At 36.0% G+C, this 24,127-nt stretch carries 26 protein-coding genes, 5 tRNA genes and 1 other RNA gene; 18 read left to right on the top strand and 14 right to left on the bottom strand.

From position 1 onward, the window contains the following. Positions 1-7: 7 nt before the first annotated feature. From dnaG to VG895_04680, 7 genes are all read right to left on the bottom strand, one after another. Positions 8-1,708 carry a DNA primase gene (gene dnaG, locus VG895_04710; protein ID HWA52325.1) on the bottom strand — a complete coding sequence of 567 codons (1,701 nt, stop codon included), beginning with the start codon at positions 1,706-1,708 and terminating at the stop codon, positions 8-10. Between the two features lie 23 nt (positions 1,709-1,731). Continuing rightward, the gene (locus tag VG895_04705; protein ID HWA52324.1) at positions 1,732-1,998 is read right to left on the bottom strand and encodes a hypothetical protein; all 267 of its coding nucleotides are present in this window, start codon (positions 1,996-1,998) and stop codon (positions 1,732-1,734) included. Between the two features lie 9 nt (positions 1,999-2,007). After that, a tRNA-Ser gene (locus tag VG895_04700) sits at positions 2,008-2,095 on the bottom strand. A 4-nt stretch (positions 2,096-2,099) separates the two neighbouring features. Beyond that, a complete protein-coding gene (locus VG895_04695; protein HWA52323.1) occupies positions 2,100-2,540 on the bottom strand; it encodes a hypothetical protein in 441 nt (146 codons plus the stop codon). Positions 2,541-2,594: 54 nt separating this feature from the next. Beyond that, positions 2,595-2,679, bottom strand: a tRNA-Ser gene (locus VG895_04690). A 13-nt stretch (positions 2,680-2,692) separates the two neighbouring features. Continuing rightward, a tRNA-Arg gene (locus VG895_04685) sits at positions 2,693-2,764 on the bottom strand. An 80-nt stretch (positions 2,765-2,844) separates the two neighbouring features. After that, the gene (locus VG895_04680) at positions 2,845-3,357 is read right to left on the bottom strand and encodes a hypothetical protein (protein ID HWA52322.1); all 513 of its coding nucleotides are present in this window, start codon (positions 3,355-3,357) and stop codon (positions 2,845-2,847) included. 45 nt (positions 3,358-3,402) lie between these two features. Between VG895_04680 and VG895_04675 the strand changes: the two genes are divergently transcribed. The 3 genes from VG895_04675 (at position 3,403) to VG895_04665 (ending at position 4,217) form a co-directional block, all read left to right on the top strand. Beyond that, positions 3,403-3,489, top strand: a tRNA-Ser gene (locus tag VG895_04675). A 54-nt stretch (positions 3,490-3,543) separates the two neighbouring features. Continuing rightward, positions 3,544-3,631 (top strand) — tRNA-Ser (locus VG895_04670). A gap of 7 nt (positions 3,632-3,638) precedes the next feature. Next, positions 3,639-4,217 carry a hypothetical protein gene (locus tag VG895_04665; protein ID HWA52321.1) on the top strand — a complete coding sequence of 193 codons (579 nt, stop codon included), beginning with the start codon at positions 3,639-3,641 and terminating at the stop codon, positions 4,215-4,217. Between the two features lies 1 nt (position 4,218). On the opposite strand, the gene VG895_04660 is transcribed toward VG895_04665, so the two are convergent. Beyond that, the gene (locus VG895_04660; GenBank protein HWA52320.1) at positions 4,219-4,845 is read right to left on the bottom strand and encodes a ComF family protein; all 627 of its coding nucleotides are present in this window, start codon (positions 4,843-4,845) and stop codon (positions 4,219-4,221) included. 19 nt (positions 4,846-4,864) lie between these two features. Here VG895_04660 and smpB point away from each other — a divergent pair, with 19 nt between their 5' ends. Beyond that, on the top strand, positions 4,865-5,290 hold the full coding sequence (gene smpB / locus VG895_04655; GenBank protein HWA52319.1) for an SsrA-binding protein SmpB: 426 nt from the start codon (positions 4,865-4,867) through the stop codon (positions 5,288-5,290). 34 nt (positions 5,291-5,324) lie between these two features. Beyond that, positions 5,325-5,738: a transfer-messenger RNA gene (gene ssrA, locus VG895_04650) on the top strand. Between the two features lies 1 nt (position 5,739). Here ssrA and VG895_04645 read toward each other — a convergent pair. The 4 genes from VG895_04645 to VG895_04630 are packed head-to-tail and all read right to left on the bottom strand — an operon-like array spanning position 5,740 to position 10,260. Then, a complete protein-coding gene (locus VG895_04645; GenBank protein HWA52318.1) occupies positions 5,740-7,584 on the bottom strand; it encodes a hypothetical protein in 1,845 nt (614 codons plus the stop codon). Next, a complete protein-coding gene (locus tag VG895_04640) occupies positions 7,581-7,811 on the bottom strand; it encodes a DUF5657 family protein (GenBank protein ID HWA52317.1) in 231 nt (76 codons plus the stop codon). The genes VG895_04645 and VG895_04640 overlap by 4 nt, the downstream gene beginning before the upstream one ends. Position 7,812: 1 nt before the next feature. Next, positions 7,813-8,463 (bottom strand): PH domain-containing protein, encoded by a 651-nt coding sequence (locus VG895_04635; GenBank protein HWA52316.1) that lies wholly within the window; start codon positions 8,461-8,463, stop codon positions 7,813-7,815. 12 nt (positions 8,464-8,475) lie between these two features. Next, positions 8,476-10,260 (bottom strand): SpoIID/LytB domain-containing protein, encoded by a 1,785-nt coding sequence (locus VG895_04630; protein HWA52315.1) that lies wholly within the window; start codon positions 10,258-10,260, stop codon positions 8,476-8,478. Positions 10,261-10,325: 65 nt separating this feature from the next. Here VG895_04630 and VG895_04625 point away from each other — a divergent pair, with 65 nt between their 5' ends. From VG895_04625 to VG895_04575, 11 genes are read left to right on the top strand one after another with little or no spacing between them, the layout of a single operon-like run. Beyond that, on the top strand, positions 10,326-11,093 hold the full coding sequence (locus VG895_04625; protein HWA52314.1) for a hypothetical protein: 768 nt from the start codon (positions 10,326-10,328) through the stop codon (positions 11,091-11,093). A 2-nt stretch (positions 11,094-11,095) separates the two neighbouring features. Further along, positions 11,096-11,431, top strand: coding sequence for a hypothetical protein (locus VG895_04620; protein ID HWA52313.1), 336 nt, complete (start codon positions 11,096-11,098; stop codon positions 11,429-11,431). A 2-nt stretch (positions 11,432-11,433) separates the two neighbouring features. Further along, positions 11,434-11,748, top strand: coding sequence for a hypothetical protein (locus tag VG895_04615; GenBank protein ID HWA52312.1), 315 nt, complete (start codon positions 11,434-11,436; stop codon positions 11,746-11,748). Next, complete coding sequence (locus tag VG895_04610; GenBank protein HWA52311.1) at positions 11,749-12,108, top strand: hypothetical protein; 360 nt, start codon at positions 11,749-11,751, stop codon at positions 12,106-12,108. Then, a complete protein-coding gene (locus tag VG895_04605; protein ID HWA52310.1) occupies positions 12,105-12,464 on the top strand; it encodes a hypothetical protein in 360 nt (119 codons plus the stop codon). Before VG895_04610 ends, VG895_04605 begins: the two co-directional genes overlap by 4 nt. Positions 12,465-12,466: 2 nt before the next feature. Further along, positions 12,467-12,847, top strand: coding sequence for a hypothetical protein (locus tag VG895_04600; GenBank protein HWA52309.1), 381 nt, complete (start codon positions 12,467-12,469; stop codon positions 12,845-12,847). Between the two features lie 13 nt (positions 12,848-12,860). Further along, positions 12,861-13,235 carry a hypothetical protein gene (locus tag VG895_04595; GenBank protein HWA52308.1) on the top strand — a complete coding sequence of 125 codons (375 nt, stop codon included), beginning with the start codon at positions 12,861-12,863 and terminating at the stop codon, positions 13,233-13,235. A gap of 59 nt (positions 13,236-13,294) precedes the next feature. Continuing rightward, a complete protein-coding gene (locus VG895_04590) occupies positions 13,295-13,582 on the top strand; it encodes a pilin (protein ID HWA52307.1) in 288 nt (95 codons plus the stop codon). A gap of 43 nt (positions 13,583-13,625) precedes the next feature. Next, a complete protein-coding gene (locus VG895_04585) occupies positions 13,626-16,799 on the top strand; it encodes a hypothetical protein (GenBank protein HWA52306.1) in 3,174 nt (1,057 codons plus the stop codon). Positions 16,800-16,813: 14 nt separating this feature from the next. Continuing rightward, positions 16,814-17,269: a hypothetical protein gene (locus tag VG895_04580; GenBank protein ID HWA52305.1), complete on the top strand. Its 456-nt coding sequence runs from the start codon at positions 16,814-16,816 to the stop codon at positions 17,267-17,269. 35 nt (positions 17,270-17,304) lie between these two features. Continuing rightward, the gene (locus tag VG895_04575) at positions 17,305-18,966 is read left to right on the top strand and encodes a hypothetical protein (protein ID HWA52304.1); all 1,662 of its coding nucleotides are present in this window, start codon (positions 17,305-17,307) and stop codon (positions 18,964-18,966) included. 8 nt (positions 18,967-18,974) lie between these two features. Here VG895_04575 and VG895_04570 read toward each other — a convergent pair whose 3' ends face one another. Beyond that, entirely contained in the window at positions 18,975-20,981 is a 2,007-nt protein-coding gene (locus VG895_04570; GenBank protein HWA52303.1) for a hypothetical protein, read from the bottom strand. A 64-nt stretch (positions 20,982-21,045) separates the two neighbouring features. Between VG895_04570 and VG895_04565 the strand changes: the two genes are divergently transcribed. Further along, positions 21,046-21,699 carry a hypothetical protein gene (locus VG895_04565; GenBank protein ID HWA52302.1) on the top strand — a complete coding sequence of 218 codons (654 nt, stop codon included), beginning with the start codon at positions 21,046-21,048 and terminating at the stop codon, positions 21,697-21,699. A 3-nt stretch (positions 21,700-21,702) separates the two neighbouring features. On the opposite strand, the gene VG895_04560 is transcribed toward VG895_04565, so the two are convergent. Then, positions 21,703-22,695, bottom strand: a complete 993-nt coding sequence (locus VG895_04560) for a hypothetical protein (GenBank protein HWA52301.1) — start codon at positions 22,693-22,695, stop codon at positions 21,703-21,705. Between the two features lie 210 nt (positions 22,696-22,905). Between VG895_04560 and VG895_04555 the strand changes: the two genes are divergently transcribed. Further along, positions 22,906-24,126 carry a PrgI family protein gene (locus VG895_04555; GenBank protein ID HWA52300.1) on the top strand — a complete coding sequence of 407 codons (1,221 nt, stop codon included), beginning with the start codon at positions 22,906-22,908 and terminating at the stop codon, positions 24,124-24,126. Position 24,127 lies beyond the last annotated feature (1 nt).

Raw genomic sequence — 24,127 nt, 5'->3', positions numbered from 1 at the left:
AATATTCCTAATGTATTATACGCTCAAAAGCTCCGGATTCAAAGTCTTTGTATTGTTTTTGATAAAGTAACGCTTTTTCTTTATCAGATTCTTCTTTGTATTTCTTTTTTAAGATATCCAGATTTAAAAGCTTATATAAATTATTTATTTCTTTTTTGATTGCAGAATCGCTGTCAGAACTCTCTTTTAAAGTTAGCTCTCCATATTTTTCAAATAATTCTTGTGGCAAATCTTTTGGATTGCCCGTAAACTCTCTAATTAATTTTTTTAAGACAGGAGTTTGAACAAGATCAAGAATCTCTTTATTTTTTAAAATTTCCGGGTTTACTTTTAAGATAAGACTGATTAAGTTTTCTTCTCTTAATTCTGTAAGAGATTTGGGGAGAATTTGATTTAATGATTCGGAAACTGGCGCAACACTCTCTGGAACAACTTTTTCCACTTCTTCTGTGACTGCTTCATCTGAAGAATCCAAGATGCGAGCTAATTTGTGGATATAATGTTCCTGGACAATTTTATTTTTAATATTTGCCATTAACGGAGTTAGCTCTTTACTTATTTTTGCCTTGCCAGAAGCAGTATTTTTATCAAATTCATTAACAACTGAATCAATTATAAAATCCCAGACTGGAATTGCTTTATTTATTTTTTCTTTAAGAAATTCAGGGTTCGCTTTTGCTGCCTCATCTGGATCTTTATAAATTCCTAATGTCACAACATTTACTTCAAAATCTTCATCTTCAAGAATTTTAATTCCTCGAATCGAAGCTTTAATTCCTGCAAAATCGCTATCAAGACATAAAACAATTTCTTTGGTGAATCTTCCTAAAAACTTGGCCTGGTCAATTGTAAAAGCAGAGCCTTTAATCGCAACAATATTTTTTATATCAATTTGAAAACTACTTATTAAATCTATTTCCCCTTCAACAACGATAGCTTTATTTTCTTTTTTGATAAAATCTTTGGTGAGATTTAATCCATAGAGACTTGAACTCTTATTGTAAATTTCTGTTTGCGGTGAATTAATATATTTACCTGTATTTGGATCGGCTGGAGGGATTTGGCGGCCAGCTAACGCAATTACATTTCCGCGGTGATCACTAATTGGAAAGATTATTCGACCAGCAAAACGATCATAAATATTACCTCCCTTTGAAATGAAAACTACTCCTGCTTTTTGTAAATCTTCTTTTTTATAACCTTTCTTCTTAATTAGATAATCTGATAAATAATTTTTTTTGTGAGGAGCAAAACCAATATTAAAAGTTTTAATAGAATCTGAATTTATTTTTCGCTCTTCTTTAAGATAATTTAAAGCAACTTTTCCTACAGGATGAGAAGTTAATAAAAAATTATAAAACTTAGCAGATAAATTATTTATTTCGTACAAGACATCTTTGTTTGATGAAACAAAATTATTTTGATTAGTTAATTTAATACCAACCTTGTCGGCTAAATATTTGAGAGCTTCGGGAAATTCCATGCCTTCATATTTTTCAAGAAAAGTAAAAACATCTCCTCCTTCACCACAGCCGAAACATTTATAAATTTGTAAGTCTGACGAAACCATAAACGAAGGAGATTTTTCCTGATGAAAAGGACAAAGACCTTTGTAATTACTGCCTGATTTATTAAGCTTTACATGCTCACCAATAATATCAACAATATTAATTTTAGATTTAACTTCTTCTACCTGGGAGTCTGGCATGAAGCCAGTTTAACACAAACTTATTATTTATTTTTCTTTGGTCTACCCGCTTTTGCAACTTCTATGTTATTGCGGTGTAATACATCAAGAATTGTACTTGGATGATGCCCTGTTTCTCTTCCAATTTCTTTTGAATGTTTTCCTGATGTATATTTTTCTATAATTATTTTTTCTTCATCTAAACTGACTTTTGGCCGAGGAATTGGTAAATGATCTTGAAGGATTTCTGTAAAACGAATTGCTAAACCGAGTCCTCCGAATTTATTGCTATGGTTTTCGTTTTCTAGCATTATTTTTTTTGGCGGAGGCGGTGAGATTCGAACTCACGAGACTCTTACGAGTCCAAGTTTTCCAAACTTGTGCCATAGGCCACTAGGCGACGCCTCCAGAATTATTTTTTCTTAGCCTTTTTCTTTTTGTCTAATTCTTTAAGGAGGTCGCGAGCCGACTTTAGCATTGCCAAATCTTTTTTATTTTTAATTTTTTTTGCAGCCTTTGTGTAGTCAAGCCATTCGAAATCTAAAAATGCCAAGACTTCTTTTGCTTCTTTGCAAATCATTAAATAGTAGAGAGTTCTTTGAGGAATAGTATTACCACCAACAAGAGCTGCTCCATTAACCCGGCCGACTTCTTCTTGGACTTTAACATTCATTGCGGCTTGCTCACCCATCATACGAATAACTGCACGAACTGAAGATTCACCACGCCTGGCATTTGTTTTTGGAATTTCCCAATCTCCGTCTTCTTTTTGTTTCACTACAAACCAAACTGGCTTATCTTTAACTTTTTTGTAGACAACTGCACCACCAACAAGAATTAATTTTTGTTTCATTGTGCTTGAATTATATCACGAATTCACCCATTCGGCTTCGCTCAGGGCTGTAGGCGGCGGGTGCAGGATTTGAACCTGCGTAAGGATTGCTCCTTTCGGTTTTCGAAACCGATGCAATTGGCCGCTATGCGAACCCGCCAATAAATAACTTGTGTACTCGCTGAGAATCGAACTCAGATCAAAGGATCCGCAATCCCTTATTCTGTCCATTGAACTACGAGTACTCTTCGACTACGCTCAGAGCTATAGCTTACTCGAATTATATCAAATTGAAGCTTTTTTATCGTGAAGCGACAAGCTTTGCTTATTTTAAACCGGGCATTTTATTACTAAACCAGTTGGTTGCACGATCTAAACCTGAAGCTGGGACTTCTTCATGAACAAGATATTCGCTTAAAGCTTTTTGAATTTGATCTTTTAATTCCGGTTTTGTTACTAATTCCAAACGCCCTGGCAAAACTCTTGTTTCGATTATTAATAGTTCGTTATCAAGACGCTTTGCAAACCAAAATCTATTCATAATATTCCAATCAGTTAGGCGCCCCGCAATTTTGATTCCTTTATTTGTAATTTTATATTCAATATTTTCAGGCTCAATTGTTGACATAACATACACTAAAAAAACAATAGAAATAATTAAAATTACTGGAAGAAAACCGTCAATTAAAAATGCGACTAAACCTGTAACTGCAGCGATTGCAATAATATTTATATAAAATTCACGATTTCGCCTTTTGAAGGGACGAGAAGGTGCAGACCATACAATTAAATCTTTTTCCGGAACGTTTTGTTGTACTGTTGTTACTACTTCGGGCATCAGGAATATTATACGTCAATTTGATATAATGCGGTAGGTTTGAAAGGAGGCGTCGCCTAGTGGCCTATGGCAGAAGTTTGCTAAACTTCGACCCCTAATCGGGTCTCGTGAGTTCGAATCTCACCGCCTCCGCCCAAGGTGTTCGGTCGCATAAGCGAAGCTTGTGGCGACCCACCTCGCAAGCTCGGTGAGGTCGCATAGTGGCCTAGTGCGTTGGTCTTGAAAACCAATATAGGGAATTTCCCTATCGAGAGTTCGAATCTCTCCCTCACCGCTTAGTTATGGCAAAAACTGAAGAAGAAAGAATTCAAGAAGAGTTAGATAAATTACAAGTTACAAAGAAAGTGATTCGAGATAGTATTGGAGGTTTAAGTCCTTTTTTTATGGGTTTAGCGGCAGAAAGTCTAGGATTAGAAAAAACTTCCGAAGGAGATTGGACAGAAGAAGAATATTTTGAAGCTTTGGAGGATTTCGATACCGAGAAAGCCGGAGAAAGAGCGCAAAAAGTGGGAATGATGATTAATTCTCTTGGCGAAGAATTATCAGAGGAGGATCAACAAATTCCTGAATGGCAATTATTATTTGCGGCTTTTAATGAAATCAATGATAAATTGGTGAAGTTTCCTCAAATTGTTGATGATTTATTTTCTGAAAGAATGCCGATATTCTTATCTGTAGATTTATGGAGAAAAGCGTCTTTTTTAAGTCATATGGCATGGAGATACCAAGAACAGCAGCAAGCTACTAAACAACCGATTGAGTGGTTGAGAAGTAAAGATATCGAAATCGCGTGGAATGAAAATCATGATATTGGAATAAGCGAACTCTATCAAAAATTCATGGATGGATATTATGATTAGTTTATCTTGCAATAGTTAAGCCAAAGACTTTTTGAGCCCCACTTTTCTTTAAAATTCTTATTGCTTCCTGGATAGTTGAGCCGGTTGTTGCGACGTCATCAAAAACTATGAAAGTTGGATCAGATCCTTCGACTGCGCTCAGGATGGCTCGCAGAGCCTCGTCATTTACCGCAAATTTTCCGCGAATATTCCGTACCCGTTCAATTGACTTTAAACCAACTTGGGTTTTGCCTTGTGAGGTTCTTGTTAAAATATTATTATCAAATCCCCAATTTAGCTTCTCTGATAACAATTTTCCTACTATTTCTGATTGATTAAAGCCACGCCAATTCTCACGGGATTTGTGCAATGGAATTGGCAATAAAACACACTTTTGAGGAAAAGAATGTTTAAAATTTTCAACTGTCAAATCTGCTAACTCTTTTCCCAAATCAAAGGCGAATTTATATTTTAGTTTTATTATTCCCTTTTGAATTATTCCATCATAGGCAAAAACTGAAAAAGTTTTAGTTGCCGGATCAAATCTATTTAAAATATGGACTTTGGAAACGCAATCTTCACAGAAATATTTTCCAGATTTATTACAATTAAGACAAGTTTTAGGGAAAACAAGATCTAAAAGATCCATCCTGATATATAATAAGGTCATGAAAGTTGAAAACAAAAGAGCATTTTTTAATTATTTTATCGAAGAAAGAATCGAAGCCGGAGTTGTACTTACCGGAGGCGAAGCGCGTGCAATTCGCGAAGGACACATAAATTTGAGCAATGCTTATGCCAAAATACTTTCTAATGAAGTTTATTTAGTGAATGCAGTTGTACCTATAACTGGCGCCAAAAATTATAACCAATCAAGAAGCCGTAAATTATTACTGAAGAGAAGCGAAATAATAGCTTTGGAAACAAAAATGAAGCAAAAAAAGCTAACTTTAGTGCCTACAAAAGTTTATACAAAACAAAGATTGGTGAAAGTTGAACTTGGGCTTGCTAAGGCAAAACATGAATATGAAAAGAAGGAAAGCTTGAAACAAAAAGATATTGAACGAGATATTGAAATGAACCTGAAAAATTGACTTTTAGGTTCAAAAAACATATAATATTTGCATTGGGGACGATCGGTTTCGACGTTTTAAGTACTTTGAAAATTAGCAAGCAGACATTGAATCTAAGTCTTAACCTAGATTCAAAAAACAAAAGCTAAATCTAACGATCAAGCTTCTGAAGTAAATCCTTTAATGGCTTTACTTGGTGTTGGTTCTAACCAATCAGCACTTGCTTTTGCTTAATACTAAGCAAAGCGCGGCATTCTTTTAATTGATCTCGACCATTTAAAAAGAGTGTAAGAAAGAACGAGATAGATATTAATCTTCGATTTAGGATTAAATATCGAAAAATTAAATCTTACTTTAAATTTATTTGGTTATTTTAATATTTAGAGGACATTTTTAAACAACATAAGCTTGTAGAACTAATTTCAAAAAACTTTTACGGACGAGGGTTCAATTCCCTCCGTCTCCACCAATTAGAGGTTTTTAACGTCTAGGGAATATAATTTGCTTCCTTCAAGAAGAATTATTTTTTTGTCGGTTTCTGAAACAACTAATTTTGTAGCGTTTTTGATATTGTCATTTAAATATTCACCTTTATAATTACCATCTTTATCTACGACCAATACCCTACTATTTCCAGGATCAAGAATATATAAATAGTTTGAGTCTTGGGTGGTAAAGATATCTGTAGCTTTAAGGGGTTCGTCAGGATTTTTAAGAGAAAAATCAATTGGGTTACCGCCTGAAAATCTTAAAATATTTCCATCGCTTGAAAGCAACCAAATATTTCCGTCTATCGTCCAAGCAATTACATTTGATAAATCGGGCTTCACGCCGTCTCCAAACCAATTTGTTTTAGCATCGAAATTTCCACCATCACCTGCATAACGCCAGACTGCACTATTGTTTTTATCGAGTAAATATAAATTTCCTGTGTAGGCATAAATTAAATTATTATTTCCAACACTTGTGTCTGGAGGAATAATATTTGTTGCGCTTTCAACTTCTATATCCCAAATGCCGCCACTACTTGTGACAAAATTGCGGTCTGAATAAGCTGCAACCATATTTGCATCTGGCATAACATCAGGCCCTGCCACAGGAGTTGCCTGAGATGTTCCGATCACTATACTTTCAAGAATTTTCTTATTTTTATCCAGGACAACCATTCTGTCATCTGAAGCTGCAATATCATCACCATGAAAATTACTGCTTAACAATGTCAAATCCAGATACATATTTGGTGTATCTTCATAAATTCCTGCGATTTGGCCAAGGGCACTATTAATATTATTTGAAAGAGATGAAATTTCCGGATCTTTAATATTTTTTGCAATCAATCCATCAACCTGGGTCTTTGCTTGCAGAATTAAATCACGAGCTTGACCATTATTTACACTTGCAATACTTTGAGCCTCATCAAGGTCGTGTTGAGCTGAACTTAAAATTGGCTGGTACTGTGCTTGAAGGCTTAATTTGCTTTGTTGTTTTTTGCCAAAAATAATACTTATAAATAAAAGTAAAAGAAGAATTGCTCCTGCTCCTGTTGCTATTTTTCTTTTTTTATAACTGACGGGATTGTTTAAATCGCTTTTAACATAAACTTCTTTATTTGGAAACGGAAGAATAGTTAAAATCCTGTCTATAATTCCTGCCAAGGCAAGGCGGACTGGACTAATTGGCTTTTTAATATTCTCTTTTGGAATTGGTGCGATCTTGGGGACTGGAATATCAGGCAAATCTTCCTGAACAGGCGCTGTTGTTGATTCTTCTTTTATAGATTCAAATTTTAGAGAAATTAAACAATCAGAATTTTGCAAAGTTTTATCATTTAACTCGTAAGTGTTTTTGGTAAAGACGGAAGCGGTTCCAAGGAAAAATTCATCACCATTTAAAATATTTCCTGAAATTGCAGTAATTTCATTCGGATTATCAATAAGCTTTGAAACAGATTCTCCTCTTTTTACCCAGCCTTCAATATTACCAGCACCTGCAAGAATAATTTTTTCTCCAATAACTGCTGCAGATATGATTTGTAAAGAATCTGAAGGAGTTGAAAATGTTTTTAAGATTTCTTCTACAGAATTTTTGAAGTGATTAAAAATATCTCCACTATTACTATTTATGTAAATTTCTTCCAAGCGAGTGGTAATTTCTTTCCCAAGCTCTGGATGAGAATTATTCATCGAGACAACTGTGAATATGCGGCCTTTAGTGTTAAATAATTCTTCGCTTATTGGCGTGAAGTCAGCAGAATATACCCAACCGGAAGGGTCAGGATTTCCAGCAAACTTACCGCGGATAATTTTAAAATTCACAGAGTAAAGGCAAAAATGAGCAGTGAAACTGCAAAAATTAAATGAACAATTCCTAAGATTTTGATTGGTAATTCAAAAGTTAAATTTACTGTCTCACTCATGATTTCAATCTGACGAACAACAACTAGAGCAAAAACGGAATATACGGAAAGACCGATAATGAAAAATATTTTTAAAATACTATCAATATTTACTGCTGCTGGTATTGCTATGGTTGTTACTGGCATTTTAAGGATGACTTTCTAATCTTAAGTCTGATAAAAGTTTATCAATTTTATCCGGGTGAGGAACAGCCCAAAATTCTACTTCCGGAACTTCAGCTGCTGTTTGAATAAGAACATCACCATAATCAAAAAGAGTTCTAATAACAGAGCCCATTTTTACAGTTGCATCTTCAATATGATCAAGCTTGGCATCGGTTACTTTTCTGTAGATTAAATTATCAAAATCGATATCAATTACACGAAGGTTTGTGACAATGTTAACTGTAAAAAACCAACTTAAAAAACCTTGAATTGCGATTGCAAGAGTTAAAAGATACCAGAAAAGAACTGCAAGGGTTTGAAATTTTAAAGGAAGAAATCCAAGTAAAGGGAAATAATTTAAGATAGCAGGAGCTACAAGCATTATAATGACAAGCGTTATCCAGCCTAAATTAGTAATTACATGGCGCCTTACCAAGAGAATAATTTTTTCGTCTGGCTCTTTATTTATAAAGCCAACACCATGGGGAAAGTAACAATAAGCACTTAGAGGATTATGGGTGTGATTTGGCAAGTCTTCGACATTACTAGGATTAATATTAAATTTTTGAGTTTCTCCTGATGATGGGTTTACGACTGGATCTGTATCTGGCGCATTTACAAAGACATCTGGCATATTCAAAGTATATCAGTCGTGCTCTATATTATAAAGAGGGCCAACAATCTGGATATTTGCAGGGGCACGAAGATTAAAATAATTTTTGAAATCATCACCGTTTACAGTCTCATTTCCTGCATCACCTGATGCTGTAATGCTTGTTGTGCGGCCAGTTGAAAAATCTACATTTACAGAAATATTACTAATATTATTAAAAGGCGTTACTCCTCTACTTTGGAGCTGACTTCTAACCTGGTCAGGACTCCATGTGTCAGTTCCTTCAGGATTTGGTTTATCAATCTGGTAAAGATGAGACTCGGTGCTATTGTCCTTTTCAGCAAGAAGAGCAGAATTTACAATGTCTGCTAATTCTGATGGACGAAGCCAGGCTGTGTGGTTGTTTTCAGCGCGCGACCCCCAATCGCAATAAAAAACAGGAGAAGATTTGTCATATGCGTTGTTATTTAAATCTGAAAAACTATTTACACTTCCGCTTGCGTCAACAAGACGCTTTGTCCAGGGAGTTGACGACCAACCGATGTCACTTGATGTAAATTCAAAACCGCCATGAGTTGCAGAGAACCAAGCTTTAATAGGATTTCCTCCATTTGTCATAACAATCCCTTTGGTAGCGTCAACTGCTTGCTGCCAGGCATCGTTATTTAATTCCTGTTTTACAACCTGACACGATTGTGACGGACAAATGCTTCCTGAACCATTATTGGTATAAGCTAACGCAAAACTTCTTGCCGCTATTGCTTGAGCTTTAAGAGCTTCAGCAGGCCAATTAGTCGGCATTTCATAAAGGTGTTTCAGATAATCATCAATATTCCAAGTGGTGTCAAAACTTTGGCCAAATTCATTGGTACCGACAACATGAATATTAATTCCATCATTATAATTTGTTGTGTAATCGGCATTATAGTAAGCTTGTAAAATAGTTTGAGCATTCTGGCCAGCATTTGCACGGCCTAAAGCTCCATATTGATTTAGGCCAACACGATTTGGAACTCCATAACTAAAAAATGCAAAAGCAGGACTAAAGCCTGGCGATTTAATTGTTGGAGAAATATCACTACTACATCCTCCATTCAAATCATATGCACTTCGAGAAATACCAAGACTTGCAAGTTTTGCTGCAATAAAAGCTTGTTGCCTTGCTGAGATACTTGCAAGATATGCATTTGCTTTAGCAACTTCACCCGCTAAAAATGTTGCCTGACTTGTTACCTGTTTTTGAACTGTACTAAGAGCATCTTGGCTTTTTTTGAGAGTATCCTGCTCGTTTTTCAAATCATTAATTTGATTTGCGTAAGAAATAATACTATTAGTATCTGCGCTTTGAACCTTTTGTTCTAAAATTAATTGCTGAAAAGCCTGATAGGCATTATTTGATAAAAGAATTAAAAAAAGCGGATCACTATTTGTCCTTAACCTTGTGTAATTATCAACAGTTTTTTGATTAAGAATTGTTTGAGTAAAACCCAAATCACTTTGTTTACTTGCAATAGTTTGAGAATAAATCTTCAATTGATCTGACATTGCAGAAAGACGAGAGTTTATACTATTTAATTGGGATTGAAGAGAGCTTAGGTTTTTTTGATTAGTTTGATTTGCTGCAGAAATACTTGAGGCAATTCCACTTAAAATTTGAGTGCATTGATCAGTTTTTCCTTCAGCAACAATTTGGGCTGGATCTTCGTTTTGACAATCACTATTAATATCTGCCTTTACAACTCGTACTTTTTCTTCTAAAGAAAAAGTTACGGCAAAGAAAAGAAAAACAACAAGAATAAATTTTAAAAATTTGGGCATGATTTATGATAGCTTACCAAGCTATGCTTATTATACAGGACAGTTGTATGCTAAAATTGGGGTAAATGTTGAAGAAAATAGTCGGCTTATTTATATTTTTGTTTTTAGGATTATTTTTAAAACCTGGGTTGGTTAATGCCGAAACAATGACGTGTAGCGAGACCAGCTTTGATTCTTCTAGAAATTTGCAGATTTGTTTAGGAGGTTTCACGAATGCAAATGAAATAAATAAAGTTAGTTTCAGTGCTTCTTGTACAGGCTCTGGGGCTGGAATTGTTAACGGTACTACTGTTCAGTGTTCATTTTCCCAACAAGATGCTAATTTATCTGGTATTAGTGCCGTTCCAGATAATTCAAATCCTGGAACTTATTATGGATGTTTTACATTACCAACCATAAATCCTGAAGTAAAATCGGCTCGTCTTACTTTTATTGATGGATCTTCTTCTTGTACTTTAAATGCAGACACATCCACAAATGCGAGCGGTGATGTTTTCCCCGGGCAGAATTCTGGTCCTGGAATTACCCCTACTTGTGTAGTAAATGGAGGTGGAACTGGTATAAATACAGCTGTTGGTTGTATTCCAATTGATAATCAAAGTGATTTGATTGGCTTTTTCTTACGCTGGGCAATTGGAATTGGCGGAGGAATTGCGTTTTTGTTAATTCTTTTTGCAGGATTTCAGATTATGACTTCAAGAGGAGATCCAAACAGACTTAAAGCTGGGCAAGAGCTTATGACTTCTGCTATTGCAGGACTTTTACTGTTAATTTTTTCAGTAATAATTCTTCGAATCATTGGAGTTGATATACTACAAATAAAAGGACTTTAAAAATGAATTTACTTGCACAATCACCTATTGATTTTAATGGTATTCAAAGTAAAGGTGAGCCTGATGCAACTTTTTCTGCCAGTACCAAAATTGGAGATATATTAGCAGCTGCTATCCCCTGGATATTTACAATTGCCGGCATGGTTCTGCTTGTTTATTTAATTTTTGGAGGAATTCAATTAATGTTATCTCGCGGCGATCCGAAAGCTGCCGGAGCTGCTAAAGCACACATTACAAATGCGTTAGTTGGATTTATAATTATTTTTATTGCTTATTGGGTTGTACAACTTATTGGAATTGTGTTTTATTTACCGGGGATAACAAATATATTTAAATAATTATGAAATTAATAGCTCAAGGAGTTGATATTGGTTCACAGTTTAACTCTCCATATGGAGAGACAGCTACGCTTGGTAATTTAGTATCTTTAATAGTAAAAATTGGATTTGTAGTTTCGGGAGTTTTAATTTTATTTTTTTTAGTATTTGCAGGATTTTCAATTATTCAAGGAGCTGGAAGCAATAATCCAGATGCCGCTAAGCGCGGGCAGCAGGCAGCAAGTGCCGCTGTAATTGGTTTCGTTGTTGTTTTTGCAGCCTACTGGATAGTTAGACTGATTGAGGTTATAATTAAAGTACCTATTATTTCACAATAAATGAGAAACTTAATCGCTCAAGCAACAGCACCAGATATAGGACATGTTCCCCTTCCTACAGCACTAAGCAATTTTGGTGATGTGAGCGGTGGCGGAATTGGGAAGTTTTTAAATTTAGTTCTTAAATTACTAATTGTTGGCGGCGGAATTTATGCTCTTTTTAATTTAGTTTTAGCTGGATATGCATTTTTGTCTGCAGGAGATGACCCGAAAAAAGTTGAGGGTGCGTGGGCAAGAATCTGGCAGACTGCAATAGGATTACTGTTTATGGCAGGAGCTTTCGTACTTGCGGCGATATTTGGGAAACTTATATTTAACGACTGGACATTCATTCTTAATCCACAAATTCCAATTATATGAAAAATTTAATTGCTGACATACCATTAGGACCAGGGTTTCAAGGAGTGGGACCTTTAGGGACAGGACAAGCATCAGATGCTGGAACAACCTTTAATAGCGCACTTTCAAAAGTAATTGGAGTTATGACTGTGGTTGCCTTTATTTGGTTTACTTTTCAAATGGTAATTGGCGCTATTCGCATACTTGCATCTGGCGGAGATAAAGGGGCAGTTGAAGCAGCACGCAAACAAATTACAACTGGAATTATTGGAGTTGTGATTGTTGTTGCTGCAATCTTTATAGTGAGCTTACTTGGGACAATACTTGGGTTGCATAATATTTTGAACCCCATTTGTATAATAAATAATAATTGTTAATTATGTATAAAAATTTAATAGCACAAGCACAAGGAGGTAGTGGAGGTTCTGGAGTTAGTAATGGCGGGATAACTAATCCTGCAATTGGGAGTTTAAATAACAATACTGGAGTAGGTTTTGTACAAGAGCTTATCCCCTCTTTGATTAGTCTTGCATTTCTTGCCGGTGCAATTTTATTTTTCTTTATGTTACTTATCGGAGGTATTCAGTGGGTGACAAGCGGCGGAGATAAAGGAGCAGTTGAGGCAGCACGGGGAAGAATTGCACAAGCTTTGGTAGGAATAGTTGTACTTTTTAGTGTTTTTGCTATAATAAAACTCATTGAAGGGTTTTTCGGAATTAATATTTTAACTCTTGACATTAACCCTTTAATAATTAAATAATAAAATACAAATGATGAATTTACTCGCACAAGCACAAAGTGGAACAGGCGGAACAACAGGTGAACAAACAATTAATTTACAGCCACAAGCTGGTTTAGTTCCCAGTGTTAGCGGTATAACAATAAGTAGTCTTCTGGGTGGTGCAATTAATTTAATTTTGGTAGCTGCTGCTTTGATCTTTTTTATAATGCTTGTGATTGGTGGAGTTCAGTGGATCCTTTCTGGAGGAGACAAAGGACAAACTGAAGCTGCAAGAGGAAGGATTACAGCTGCTTTAATTGGTTTGGTAATAGTATTTGCCGCTTGGGCAATTGCAAGTTTGGTTGGAAGTTTGTTTGGAATTAATATATTTAGTTTGCAGATAACTCCAATATCTAGTTTTAAGTAATTTGATTTATTTCTTGCCTATTCCTTGTTTAATTCTTCTTTTTCATTTACAATTTGATTATGAACCCACCAGAACCTTTGACTGGACTACAAAATATCTTTAGCAATATTGTTTCAATTGCTATTGGGCTTGCTGGAATTGGTTTTTTTGTGATGTTTGTTGTAGGAGGATTTAATTACTTAACAGCAGGCGGTGATGAGCGAAAAGTACAAGGAGCAAGACAAACGCTTACATATGCAATTGGTGGACTTGTTTTAATAGCACTTGCTTATTTAATATTAAAACTTATTTCGGATTTCACTGGAATAACGGGAATATTAAATTTCCAAATCCAACAAAATCCATAAGAGAGACTCTTTTACTTCCCTATTGTATAATTCAAGTATATTTATGAAATTGAAGTTAGTTGTTTTGTTGTCTTTAATTTTAGGAAGTTTGTCACTTCTTTTTATTAATAAAAATGTTTTTGCCAGAGACGGCGGACCTGCTGCGAGCGACCCTGATATAAACATAACCTTAAGAAATTGGAAACCTGCTAATTTTCCGAACCAATTAATAGACCATCCGCAAAATACAGATTTAACCGGGGCGCCACAGCTCTTGTATACTTTTGGGTCTCCAAACTTTACAAATTTTTATCAAATTAATGCCGTCGGGAGCAATAGCCCGGACTCTTCAAATGTTAATTCACCTGGAGCTGCAACGATTTCGTTTCAATCAGGAGATGACATAAAAGCACCAGTAGTGGGGAGAAGCATTGGGAGCGGATTTAATTACACAATTTTATATGCCACTTCAACTGATATTGTGATTCATAACGGACTGGAAGATAGTGTTGCTAGCGGCTACACAATTCATTTTTTAAATATTAATGTTAACCCCACTCTACTTCAGATGTATAACGATAATGAAGCAAAAGGGCGAACACAACTTGTTGCCATTCCCTGTGGCTACGTGATAGGAACTGCAAGCGGAGATCCGTTTGTATCTATTCGAGATACGGGAAGCTTTATGGACCCCAGATTTAAAGACTGGTGGAGTTCTGATTCACCTGGGGTTTGTAATGATGTGCCGCCTGGATATGTAACTGCTGGAAGCAGTACTCAACCGGCGACAAACACCGAGCCTTACGACCTGTCCACAAATGTACCATGCAATGAAACCAATTATGATATTTATAAAAGTACGGGAGGAACCGGAGCAGCTACCGAATTTCATTCTCTCAGGCCATATCCTGCAAGCCCATGTTACAAACAAACTCCTCCAAGTGAAATGGCAGCTCTTTGTTCAAATGATTTGGTTGTCATTAAACAAACTTCACCTAACTCTGCGTATCAGACAGGTTGCACTACTCCTGCTGCCGATGGGTCATATTCATGTAACTACGCAAATGTTCCAGAAAGCGCACAAGTTTCAATTGATTTAACTGGAGCACAATTGCCAATTCTCGGGAACACGCAAGATGTGCCGAATGGGACTTGGACAAGCCCAAACACGAGCGCTAATAATTTAGATGCTGCTCAGCGGGTAAATAATTATGTGAGCTGGTATTTAAACGGAGTTGTTGATAAAGCGGAAAACGATTTTTCAAGCAGCGATCCAAACTATTTAGTTAATTACTCTGGGCCACTTAATAAATTATTGCCTTTTGTCGGGCAAATACTTTCAAGAGAAAATATTATAACTAGAGCAGCTAATTCTGTAGCTGGACCTGCAACTTCTACTGATGAACAGGGGCTTCACAATAAAATAGTTGAATGCGATTTCCCTGAGCAAGCTGGAAGCATGCCATGTTATTTATATACAATAACCAGATTTATAAGTTTTCTTCAGGCAGTAAGCCCTAACAATACAATGACTCAAGGGCAAGGGGATGCTATTGCTAATTTGTCTACTATAAGAAGAATTACTGATTGGGTAGGCCACACCCCTCCACTTGAACAAGATTTTTCAACTGTAAGCGGATGGCTGCAAGCTTATTCACAATGGCTTGGGAATATTTGTATAACACCAATTTTTGGCTGCCCAACAACTCCCTCAACATGGTGGGCAAAGTTTTTTGCCTTTGTTCCTTTTTCTACAAACGAAGACAGAGTCGGTACTATTGGAACCAACCAAATAGCAAACACAACGCCAGCAAATAATTCTTGTAGAACGACAGGGGCTCCTTGTTCAACTACTTGCGCTAACGGGAAAACTTTTAGCGACAGCTGCCCTGGGAACGGATCGTTTGATTCATGCAGCCAGTGGGCGCAACAAGCGTGCGGTACGGTAAACAGCACTCCTCTATCAAATAACGGAGATACTACAAGCTTTGGGCAAACTAATCCTGGAGATGTGACTTTTACACCAAGTAATGGGACAAATAATATACATAATTTATATTTTGCTCATGCACAAGAAGATACAGAGCTTGCAACACAATTGCAAAACACTTTTAAGTCAATTGATGCAACAAGCAGCCATGATACCAATACTGCGCCTCAAATCGGGCCTGGATGTACGATTTTAAACACTAGAACAAATCCTGGAGATAATTTATATGGAGATATCGATAGAACAAAAGCACAAGGATATGCGCAAGACGATCAAAAAATATCGGGAACAGTAAATTTTACCGGAAGCTATACTTGTACTTTTAAACCAATTGTTAGTGTCTCAGGCAGCACGTTTGAAAACGGAGGAGGAATTAGCGGAAACTTAACATATACATGTACATCAGCGACTGCAAATCTTTCAATTTATACGCAGAGCCCGGAAGTCGGAAACATCTGGGATCAGCTTGTCGGCGGATCACAATCAATTTTTAAAAGATTTTTCCCACAAACCGGAGCCAACTCTCCAGTTACTCAAATCACAGAAACACCAGCACAAACGAATATTACTTATCAAGCTGGAGGAGATGATGAAGTAACTGCCGGAAATAGCGGCGGGGGCGGAGCGACAGCAACTGCAAATTTATATATTCCATATGTGGGCGGGATAAAAGATTATTTTTTAGATGCAATACAAACAGCTCTTAGGCCTCAGGGAATGGGAACATCCCCTGCATTAACAGCCTCCTCTAATTCGTCGAGTTCCAGTTCCGGGCCAATTTCCTGTACACCTGATGATTTTGCAGCAGCTTTTGGAGACCAAGCTAAAAATGCATCATGCATTGCCAATGCAGAAAGCAGATGTATACCTGATAACCATAATTTATCCTGTTTAAAAATTGGCGGTACACAGGATTATAGTTATGGACTTTTTGGAATAAATTTACTTGCTCATCCTGCTATTCAAGCTTTGACTCCTCCTGATCTTAAACAGCAATTTGATTCAATTGCACAGAGTGAAGGAAAACCTGCTGGATATTATTGGACCTGCAAACAAGGATTTACAACAATTGGAATAGCTGATGCTAGCGGACACATGATTAGCCCTTGTGTTATTGGAGATCAGGCGATTGTTGATAAATGTGTGCAATATTATTCTAATGCACAAAATAATATGAATTATGCAGCTGCGTTTGAACAAAGATTTGGTTGGAAATATTGGGGTACTGCTCCTCAATGTGGGCTTTAAGATATAATTTATTTATGAAGGAATTTATATTTAAATATAGAAAAATTTTAATTTTAATATTGGGGATTTTTATTGTAATTATTTTTGTTTTTATTTATTTAAATTCACGAGGACAAAATGTTTCGACAGATCAAAATAATTTTAAAGCCCCAACAGGTGTAAAAGTTAATGTTAACAACCAGACAGTAAATAATTTTTACAAAAGCGATACTTTTACCTATCCTACTGGAAATGCTGTGATTGACGAAAACCCTTATTACCAAATTGCATATACTTCAAATAATCAAGAATTTTTAATAACAATTTTATCTTCAGACCCTAATTCACAAAACCTGGCAGAGCAAGATTTTGTGAGTAAGCTTTCGATATCGCAAAGTACTGCATGTAAATTAAATGTGGAAGTAAGAAGTTATTCAAATCTAAACATTACAAGCAGTCCAAATCTTTCTAAGCTTAGTTTCTGTAAGTAATTTTTTATTGTATAATTGTTGTGAACCTTTAATAAATGACTAAATTAATTTCAAAATTTTTAATTTCTATAATTACAAGTTTGGTTTTGGTTTTCAGCATTGTTCCTGCTGCAATGGCACAAACACCAAATCCAGCACAGGTGGGAACACAAGGAGTAGGACAAGCACTGCAAGGAGCAGCACCAGAATCTTCTACCAATACTACGTCTGCAACTCCAGGGCCATGGTATAACCAGAACTTTGGACAGTGGTCTGCAAAAGTTTTTGACTCTTCTAACCCAAATGAGATATTTGGAGAAAGATACACATACGCACAGGTTAACTGGATTATTAATTCATTAATTGCGGTGATTATTGGATCTGATATTAGTAGCTGCATTTCTTCTGGCTCAAACGGAAACGTCTCGTCGATAGGTACTTGTGCAGCAAAATTATTACCAAGCAACCAAACAAGTAATAATACTGGAATGAAAGGTGGAACTTTTACCGCTTTATCTTATTTAGGTGGAACATTAATGAATTTTAAACCTGCATCTGGAGTAAATTATACCAAGCAAATCGCTTCTAATTTACATGTAATATCTCCAGCTTATGCTCAAAGCACAAGCGCTGGTTTTGCAACGCTTTCTCCTGTTCAATCTTTGTGGCAAGTAGTGAGGGATATTTCTTATTCTTTAATGGTTGTAATAATAATTATTGCTGCCTTTGCAATAATGTTTAGATTAAAATTGTCTCCTCAGCTTACAGCTTCTATTCAATCAATATTACCACGTATTGCCGTTGCATTAATTTTAATCACTTTTTCTTATGCAATCGCTGGTTTTTTGATTGATTTAATGTATGTAGTTATTGGAGCGTTTGCTGTTATGGTAAAAATAGGAGGTTCTACCTTAAGTACAGGTTCGGTTCTATATCTTTTTGGTCAGCTTAATTCTATTAACGGACTAACAAGCCTTTTTATCGGGATGTTAATTTTTATCGTGCTATTAGTAGGCGGCGGAGCTTTATTAACGTTAGGAGCAATAAGTGCTGGTGTGATTTCTGGTGGTATAAGTGTATTAGGTATACCAGTTGGTATTATTATTGTATTGGTTGGAGTTATTTTTGTAGGGTGGATTATTTTGCGTTTAATTTGGCTTTTGGTTAAAACCTCTGTTATTACTGTTCTTTTAATTATTGCTTCTCCGTTTATGATTTTAGGTGACACTTTAGATATTGGTGGTGGATTTATAAGTTGGTTTAGAACACTTGCTGCTAATTTAGCCGTTTATCCAACTGTAACAATCATGATTTTTTTGGCTCACTATTTCTTTTGGGGATGGGCAGCTGGTGCACTTACACAGATTTTTCCTACCAATAATCCTTTTAATACTTATGCCATTTCTGCTCTTAATATAAATGGGACGTCTGGTGTGATTAATTTACCTGGCATGCCTATTGGTACATCTATAATTGGTTTTTTTGCAGCTTTTATAATTGTATTTTTAATTCCAAAAGCTGCAGATGTAGTTGAAGGAATAATTAAAGGTAAAGGTGTGGATGTTGGAGGTGCTGTTAAAGAATCTCACGGTCCAGTTCGAGCTCTACTCGCATCTCGTGCTGCAAGTTATGAAACTTATAAGAGATCGTTGCCAGGAGGCGATCCAAAATATGTTGATCCAGTCGCACAATTCCTTCGATCAACTGGCATTATGTAAAAGATTGATTATTTAAAATAATCGCGGTGTTGAGATGTAAAGGCAGATTTAGCTTGCATCCAGTTAAGCCCAAATGCGTCGTTTTGAATGAAGTTAAAACCTTTTGATTTGTTTTTAATTCCAAACCACAGCTTAAGGATATTTTCTCTAATAGAGTTATCTAATTTTAGTTTTTTGACAACGTTGCTTAACTCTTGTCCGTTTATCCCTGATCCTTGTCCTTTCATAATAACGTCGTATAATTTTTTTGCGGAGCCAAGATCTTCTAAATAATATCCTGAAAACGGAGTATTCCCAACTTCTTTCCAAGGAATATTGTTTGCTGAGACCGAAGCTGAGCCATTACTCCAAATTTCTCTTCCTACATGTTGTAGAACTTCAAACAGATTTACTTTTCCGTCTTTGTCTTTAGTTATTCCATATGCATCAATTTCAGAAGTTGGTTTGAATGTTATAGCTTTTAAAGCGTTTCCAATAGTTTTTCGAGGGAGAACTACAGGAAATTTATCGATATTTTTAACATTTTTATATTGTAATGACCATTCACCTGCTTGCCCCATAGCTTCAGGGGTACCACCAGTCGCTTTGGCAAAAAGCCTTTCTTGTGGATGCATAACCATCCACATTGCTGGACTTTTAAAATGACTTGGTGCTGCATTTGGAATTGGTTTATTTCGATCATTTCTTTTTACAACGTGGCCTTCATTATCGTAGTTATATACACTATCATATTCTTCAAGAACACTTGTAGCATATATAAGGTTCCAAGCGACAGCTTCTGCTTTTTTAGCATCTTCTTCGTTCACTCCTGTTTTATCCATTAGGAATTGCCACATACCCTTTCTAAAAGAGTCAAACTGTTCGTTTGTTTTAATATCAAAAACACTCCTTATTTCGCCAGGGTTATTCATGTCATTATTTGGAATATGTATAAATCTGATACTCTTATCATCTGAGATGACTGTGGAGTATAGTGCCGCTGCGTTAAATACTCCATTTATTTTCATTCCATTTTCTAATGTCGAATTCTCTAGCTGATATCCTAGTTGGTTGTCTGTTAGTTTATCGTATGAAACTGCTGCTCTTTTATAAGCTGCAAAAGACCATATAGAGGCACGAGCTTTCCATTCTTTAGTTATTATTTCTCTTTCTTTCGGATTATTATGTCCAATAAGTAAAAATGCTGGAACTTTTAATGTCATATCTACTGGGGCATATGCACCTCTTTCTACTGTTTCATATATTTCAAGTTGTTGTTCCGGCGAACCTTCTCCAGAGGCCATGGCAAAGCCACGAGCAATATCTTCGGCTGTAAGCCCTGTCGCTCCACCTTGCTGCAACATTTGTATATAAGCAATCATTTGTTGCATTAATTGTTCTTGAGTATCTGGTTTCGGAGGTTGTTGTTTTTTAAGTTCTTCATTAAGATATGATTTTGCCTGACTTTCTAATGCTTGTGGTGGCAAACCCCAACCTCTAACGCCGATTTCTCTTTTTAAAGGTGCTATTTTGGGGCTGTTTTCTGGTGCTCCTCCTGCTCTTCCAAGAGCTAATGCCATATTTAAAACAGCAACATCTCTATATTCACTTAGAATCCCATCATAAGCGTCATTCCAGCCTTCTACTCCTTTTTCAAAGTCTTCTAATTCTTCAACATTGAGTGCGTTTATTTTCCCGTATGCAGTTTTATAGTCATTATTCAGTTGGATATCTATTAATGCGTTTTTAAGTTGTTTAAAGACGCCTTGTTCTTGTGCAGAACGAATAATACGAGCTCTTTCTGTTTTTAATGTTTTTTCTTTTTGTGGATCAGGATTGTTAATTAAAGTTTTTAATTCATTTTGGACTTCGCTAAAAGGGCGAGGAAATTCTTGTTTAGATTCTGCTCCACTTCCGCCTCTTTCAAAAACATGATGACCACTGGGCCTTGGCATTTCAGGCCTTTTTCCAAAATCAGGATTGAAACCCATATTTTCTGGTGTCATGTTTGTATCTGGAGAAACTCCATCGGGCATAAGTGTATTTTACCATTTTTGGCAAAAATTGACTAGTTTTTATTATGGGATTATAATTCTGATCATGAGATTTATAGAAAGACTTTTTGGAAAGAAACCAAAAGATAATATCAAACAAAAAAGTAATATAGATACACCAGACTGGTTACAACAAGTTGCTGAACTAAAGACTTTAAACAAAACTTCTTCAGAAAATGCTAAATCGAAAGAAAAGGATATGTTTAGAGGAGAAATTGAAGCAAAATACTCTTTAACTAAAAGACTAAATATATTAAGAGAGCGATGCCAAATTCTTGGTGTAAATAATTTATTACACGAACTGAAAGATGTTTTTCCGGACGCTGACAGTGTTTCTGATGTTGAATTCGGGATTGCTTTTAATAGAGACTATATAATTACAAGCGCAGGGTATAAATTGTTTAGTCCACACAGAGACTATATTAAAATTAAGGAGTTTTTGGAAAATTATACACTTGATTCGTTAAGAAAGACGACATATTTGGAAGTTTTTGCAATGCAAAAACTTACTAAGCGCATAACAACTACAACAGGAACAGGTATTAATGACAGTTGGGATGAAAATATAGATGTCGACGTGTTTAATCTAAGGTTGTTTGAAAACAAAATTGAATTTAACGGAACAACTGTAAGTTTTCCGGAGAGTGGTACAAAGCAGAATCTTCAGCAAAGTTTAGTTAATTTTCTATCTTACCGTTAAAATTTAACATACACCTTCAAAGACCTGGCCACAGGAACATTGATACCCTGGCTCAATCTTTTTTTCAATAACTTTGTGACAATATGGGCATTCTTTGACGTATTTGGCTTTTTTCTCGCCTAAATTTGCTTGTCTAAAATTGCCCATGCCGTCCATGACATAATTTCCAAAGCGAAACTCAAGCTCCTGATTTAGCGAACCTGGGCAAGCATAAGTGTTTATTTTCCAGCCTTTTTCCTGCATTAACCTTTCTGCTGCCGCCCCGGAGCGGATATAATCTCTTTCGTGAACTGCAAATTCCAATTCAATACTCATTTGCTTTGCAATTGGCAAGGCATCCCATACTGCCCTACTTTTAATTTTTCTTGGGGCGCCTTTTTTTATTTCTTCTAACGCTTTCGAATCAAGATCTAAAAAATCTAAATTGGAGGTTAAAAAGGCAGCTTGGCGCAAATCATCCGGATTAAAAATCAAATCTTTACCTTCTTTAATTAATAATTTATCAGCAAGTAATAATAAATCCTGGGGAGACAATTTCGAAGGGATTCCGTAACACTCCAGCACTTTCATACCCAAAAGATGTCTTACTTTAGCAATATTAATTCTTGATTCTTTATAGGGAGAATTACCTCCTGAAGGACTAAAAGAAATAATAAATTCATTTTCTTTTGCTTGCTTAGCTTTTTGATAATAAAAATCTATTGCGCCTGCAGTCTCGGCAGATGATAATTCATTGTTGTTACCAAAATTGACAGCTACTTCTTCGCGAGAGGTTAGATTAATAATTTTACCTTCTTGAGTGATAGCAATATACCAAGGATTAATTCTTTCTTCTAAGTTTCTGTCTCCTGCTTCAATGACAAGGCCGGCAAGATCGTGGGCAATAACCCAGCTGCGTTTTTTTAAAGAATATTTTTTATAGATTGCAGTATCAAATACTTTTTTTGTTTCTGTGAAGTCAAATTGAGAATTTATTTTTTCTTGACGATCTACCATATCTGCTCGGAATTAAACCCTTGTTAGTTTTCCGACTATACGGTAGCGGCACTGCGAGGGAATTACACCCTACTTCCTTAAACACAAAGATAATTTTCATATTAAACTTTCATTCTTTAAAAACAAGGAGTGTTTTGTGCGTGAAAATGCTATAATGGTTGCTTAAACTGCTTCACAGAGTAAAGTTAAAGTAAGGCATAGTTTTTTAAAATGGAACAGCATCCAGTACCACAAAATATTAGTAGCTATCAGTTTCACCTTGTGGGGGACATGACGCTGAAGCAGTTTTTGGAAATTGGAGGAGGAGTCTTGGTTGCAGTTTTATTTTATGCAACTGGGCTTCCAGGGATAATTAAACTTCCATTAATTTTAATATCTTGCGGACTTGGCGCCGCACTTGCTTTTGTACCACTTGAGGAACGTCCACTTGAACAATGGATATTTGCCTTTTTTAGATCTGTATACTCGCCTACTCAATTTCATTGGGATAAAAAACAGGACGTTAAATATTTTGCAGATGAGAGCGCGACTGAAAATACTGGAGCATCAACCCAAAATACAAAAACAAACCCTGTTTCAAATATTCCATTTTTGAATAAACTCGATTCATCTGAGAGCTCGTATCTATCTAAACTTGCGGGGGTTTTTAATCCAACTGTTTCACAAACCGCTACTCCAGCTATAGAAACAAAACAAGAAATACAAACACATAACGAAACAGTGATCAATCACCCAAGCTTTAATCCTAACCCTATTAATTCTGCTTCGCAGAGCGATTCAACACAAACACAAACTACAAACACGCAAACAATTCCACAGATAAACGCAAACACTGACAATTCAAGAATAAATGTCACAGCAAGCTTTAACACAAATAGCTCAGGAGATATTTTGACAGAACACATTCAAGGCGGAGAAACTCCAATACAAGCTACGCCGTCCGTACAACAACCCAAGGAAGTTGTTGTTCCAACAAGCGGACCAATATCTGTTGAACCAACAATTGAAGAGAGACCAAAAATTGTAGTACAAGAAATTAAAAGACCTGTTGAAAAGATTGATATCACTCAAACTGCTGTAAACCCAACACTTATTGGGGGTGCAGTTGGCGATGCACAACAAGCTAGCTTTTCAGTGAACGCTGCACCACCTTCTTTGCCTACAATCCCTAATACAATTTCTGGTCAAGTGATGGATTCAACAAGTCATATAATTGAAGGGGCTATACTTGAAATAAAGGATGCTGAAGGACGAGCTGTACGAGCACTTCGCACAAATAAGGCAGGACACTTTTTGATTGTTACACCGCTAATTAACGGAAAATATAATATCGTACTTGAAAAAGAAGGATATAATTTTGAACCGATTGAATTTGAAGTAAACGGAGGTATTATTCAGCCAATTGCTATTCGAGCAAAAGCAATAAATTAAA

The sequence above is a fragment of the Patescibacteria group bacterium genome (genome assembly GCA_035549555.1).
In the GTDB taxonomy this organism is placed as follows: Bacteria; Patescibacteriota; Microgenomatia; order UBA8517; family UBA8517; genus Co84-156.
This window is presented reverse-complemented; position numbering and strand designations above follow the sequence as displayed.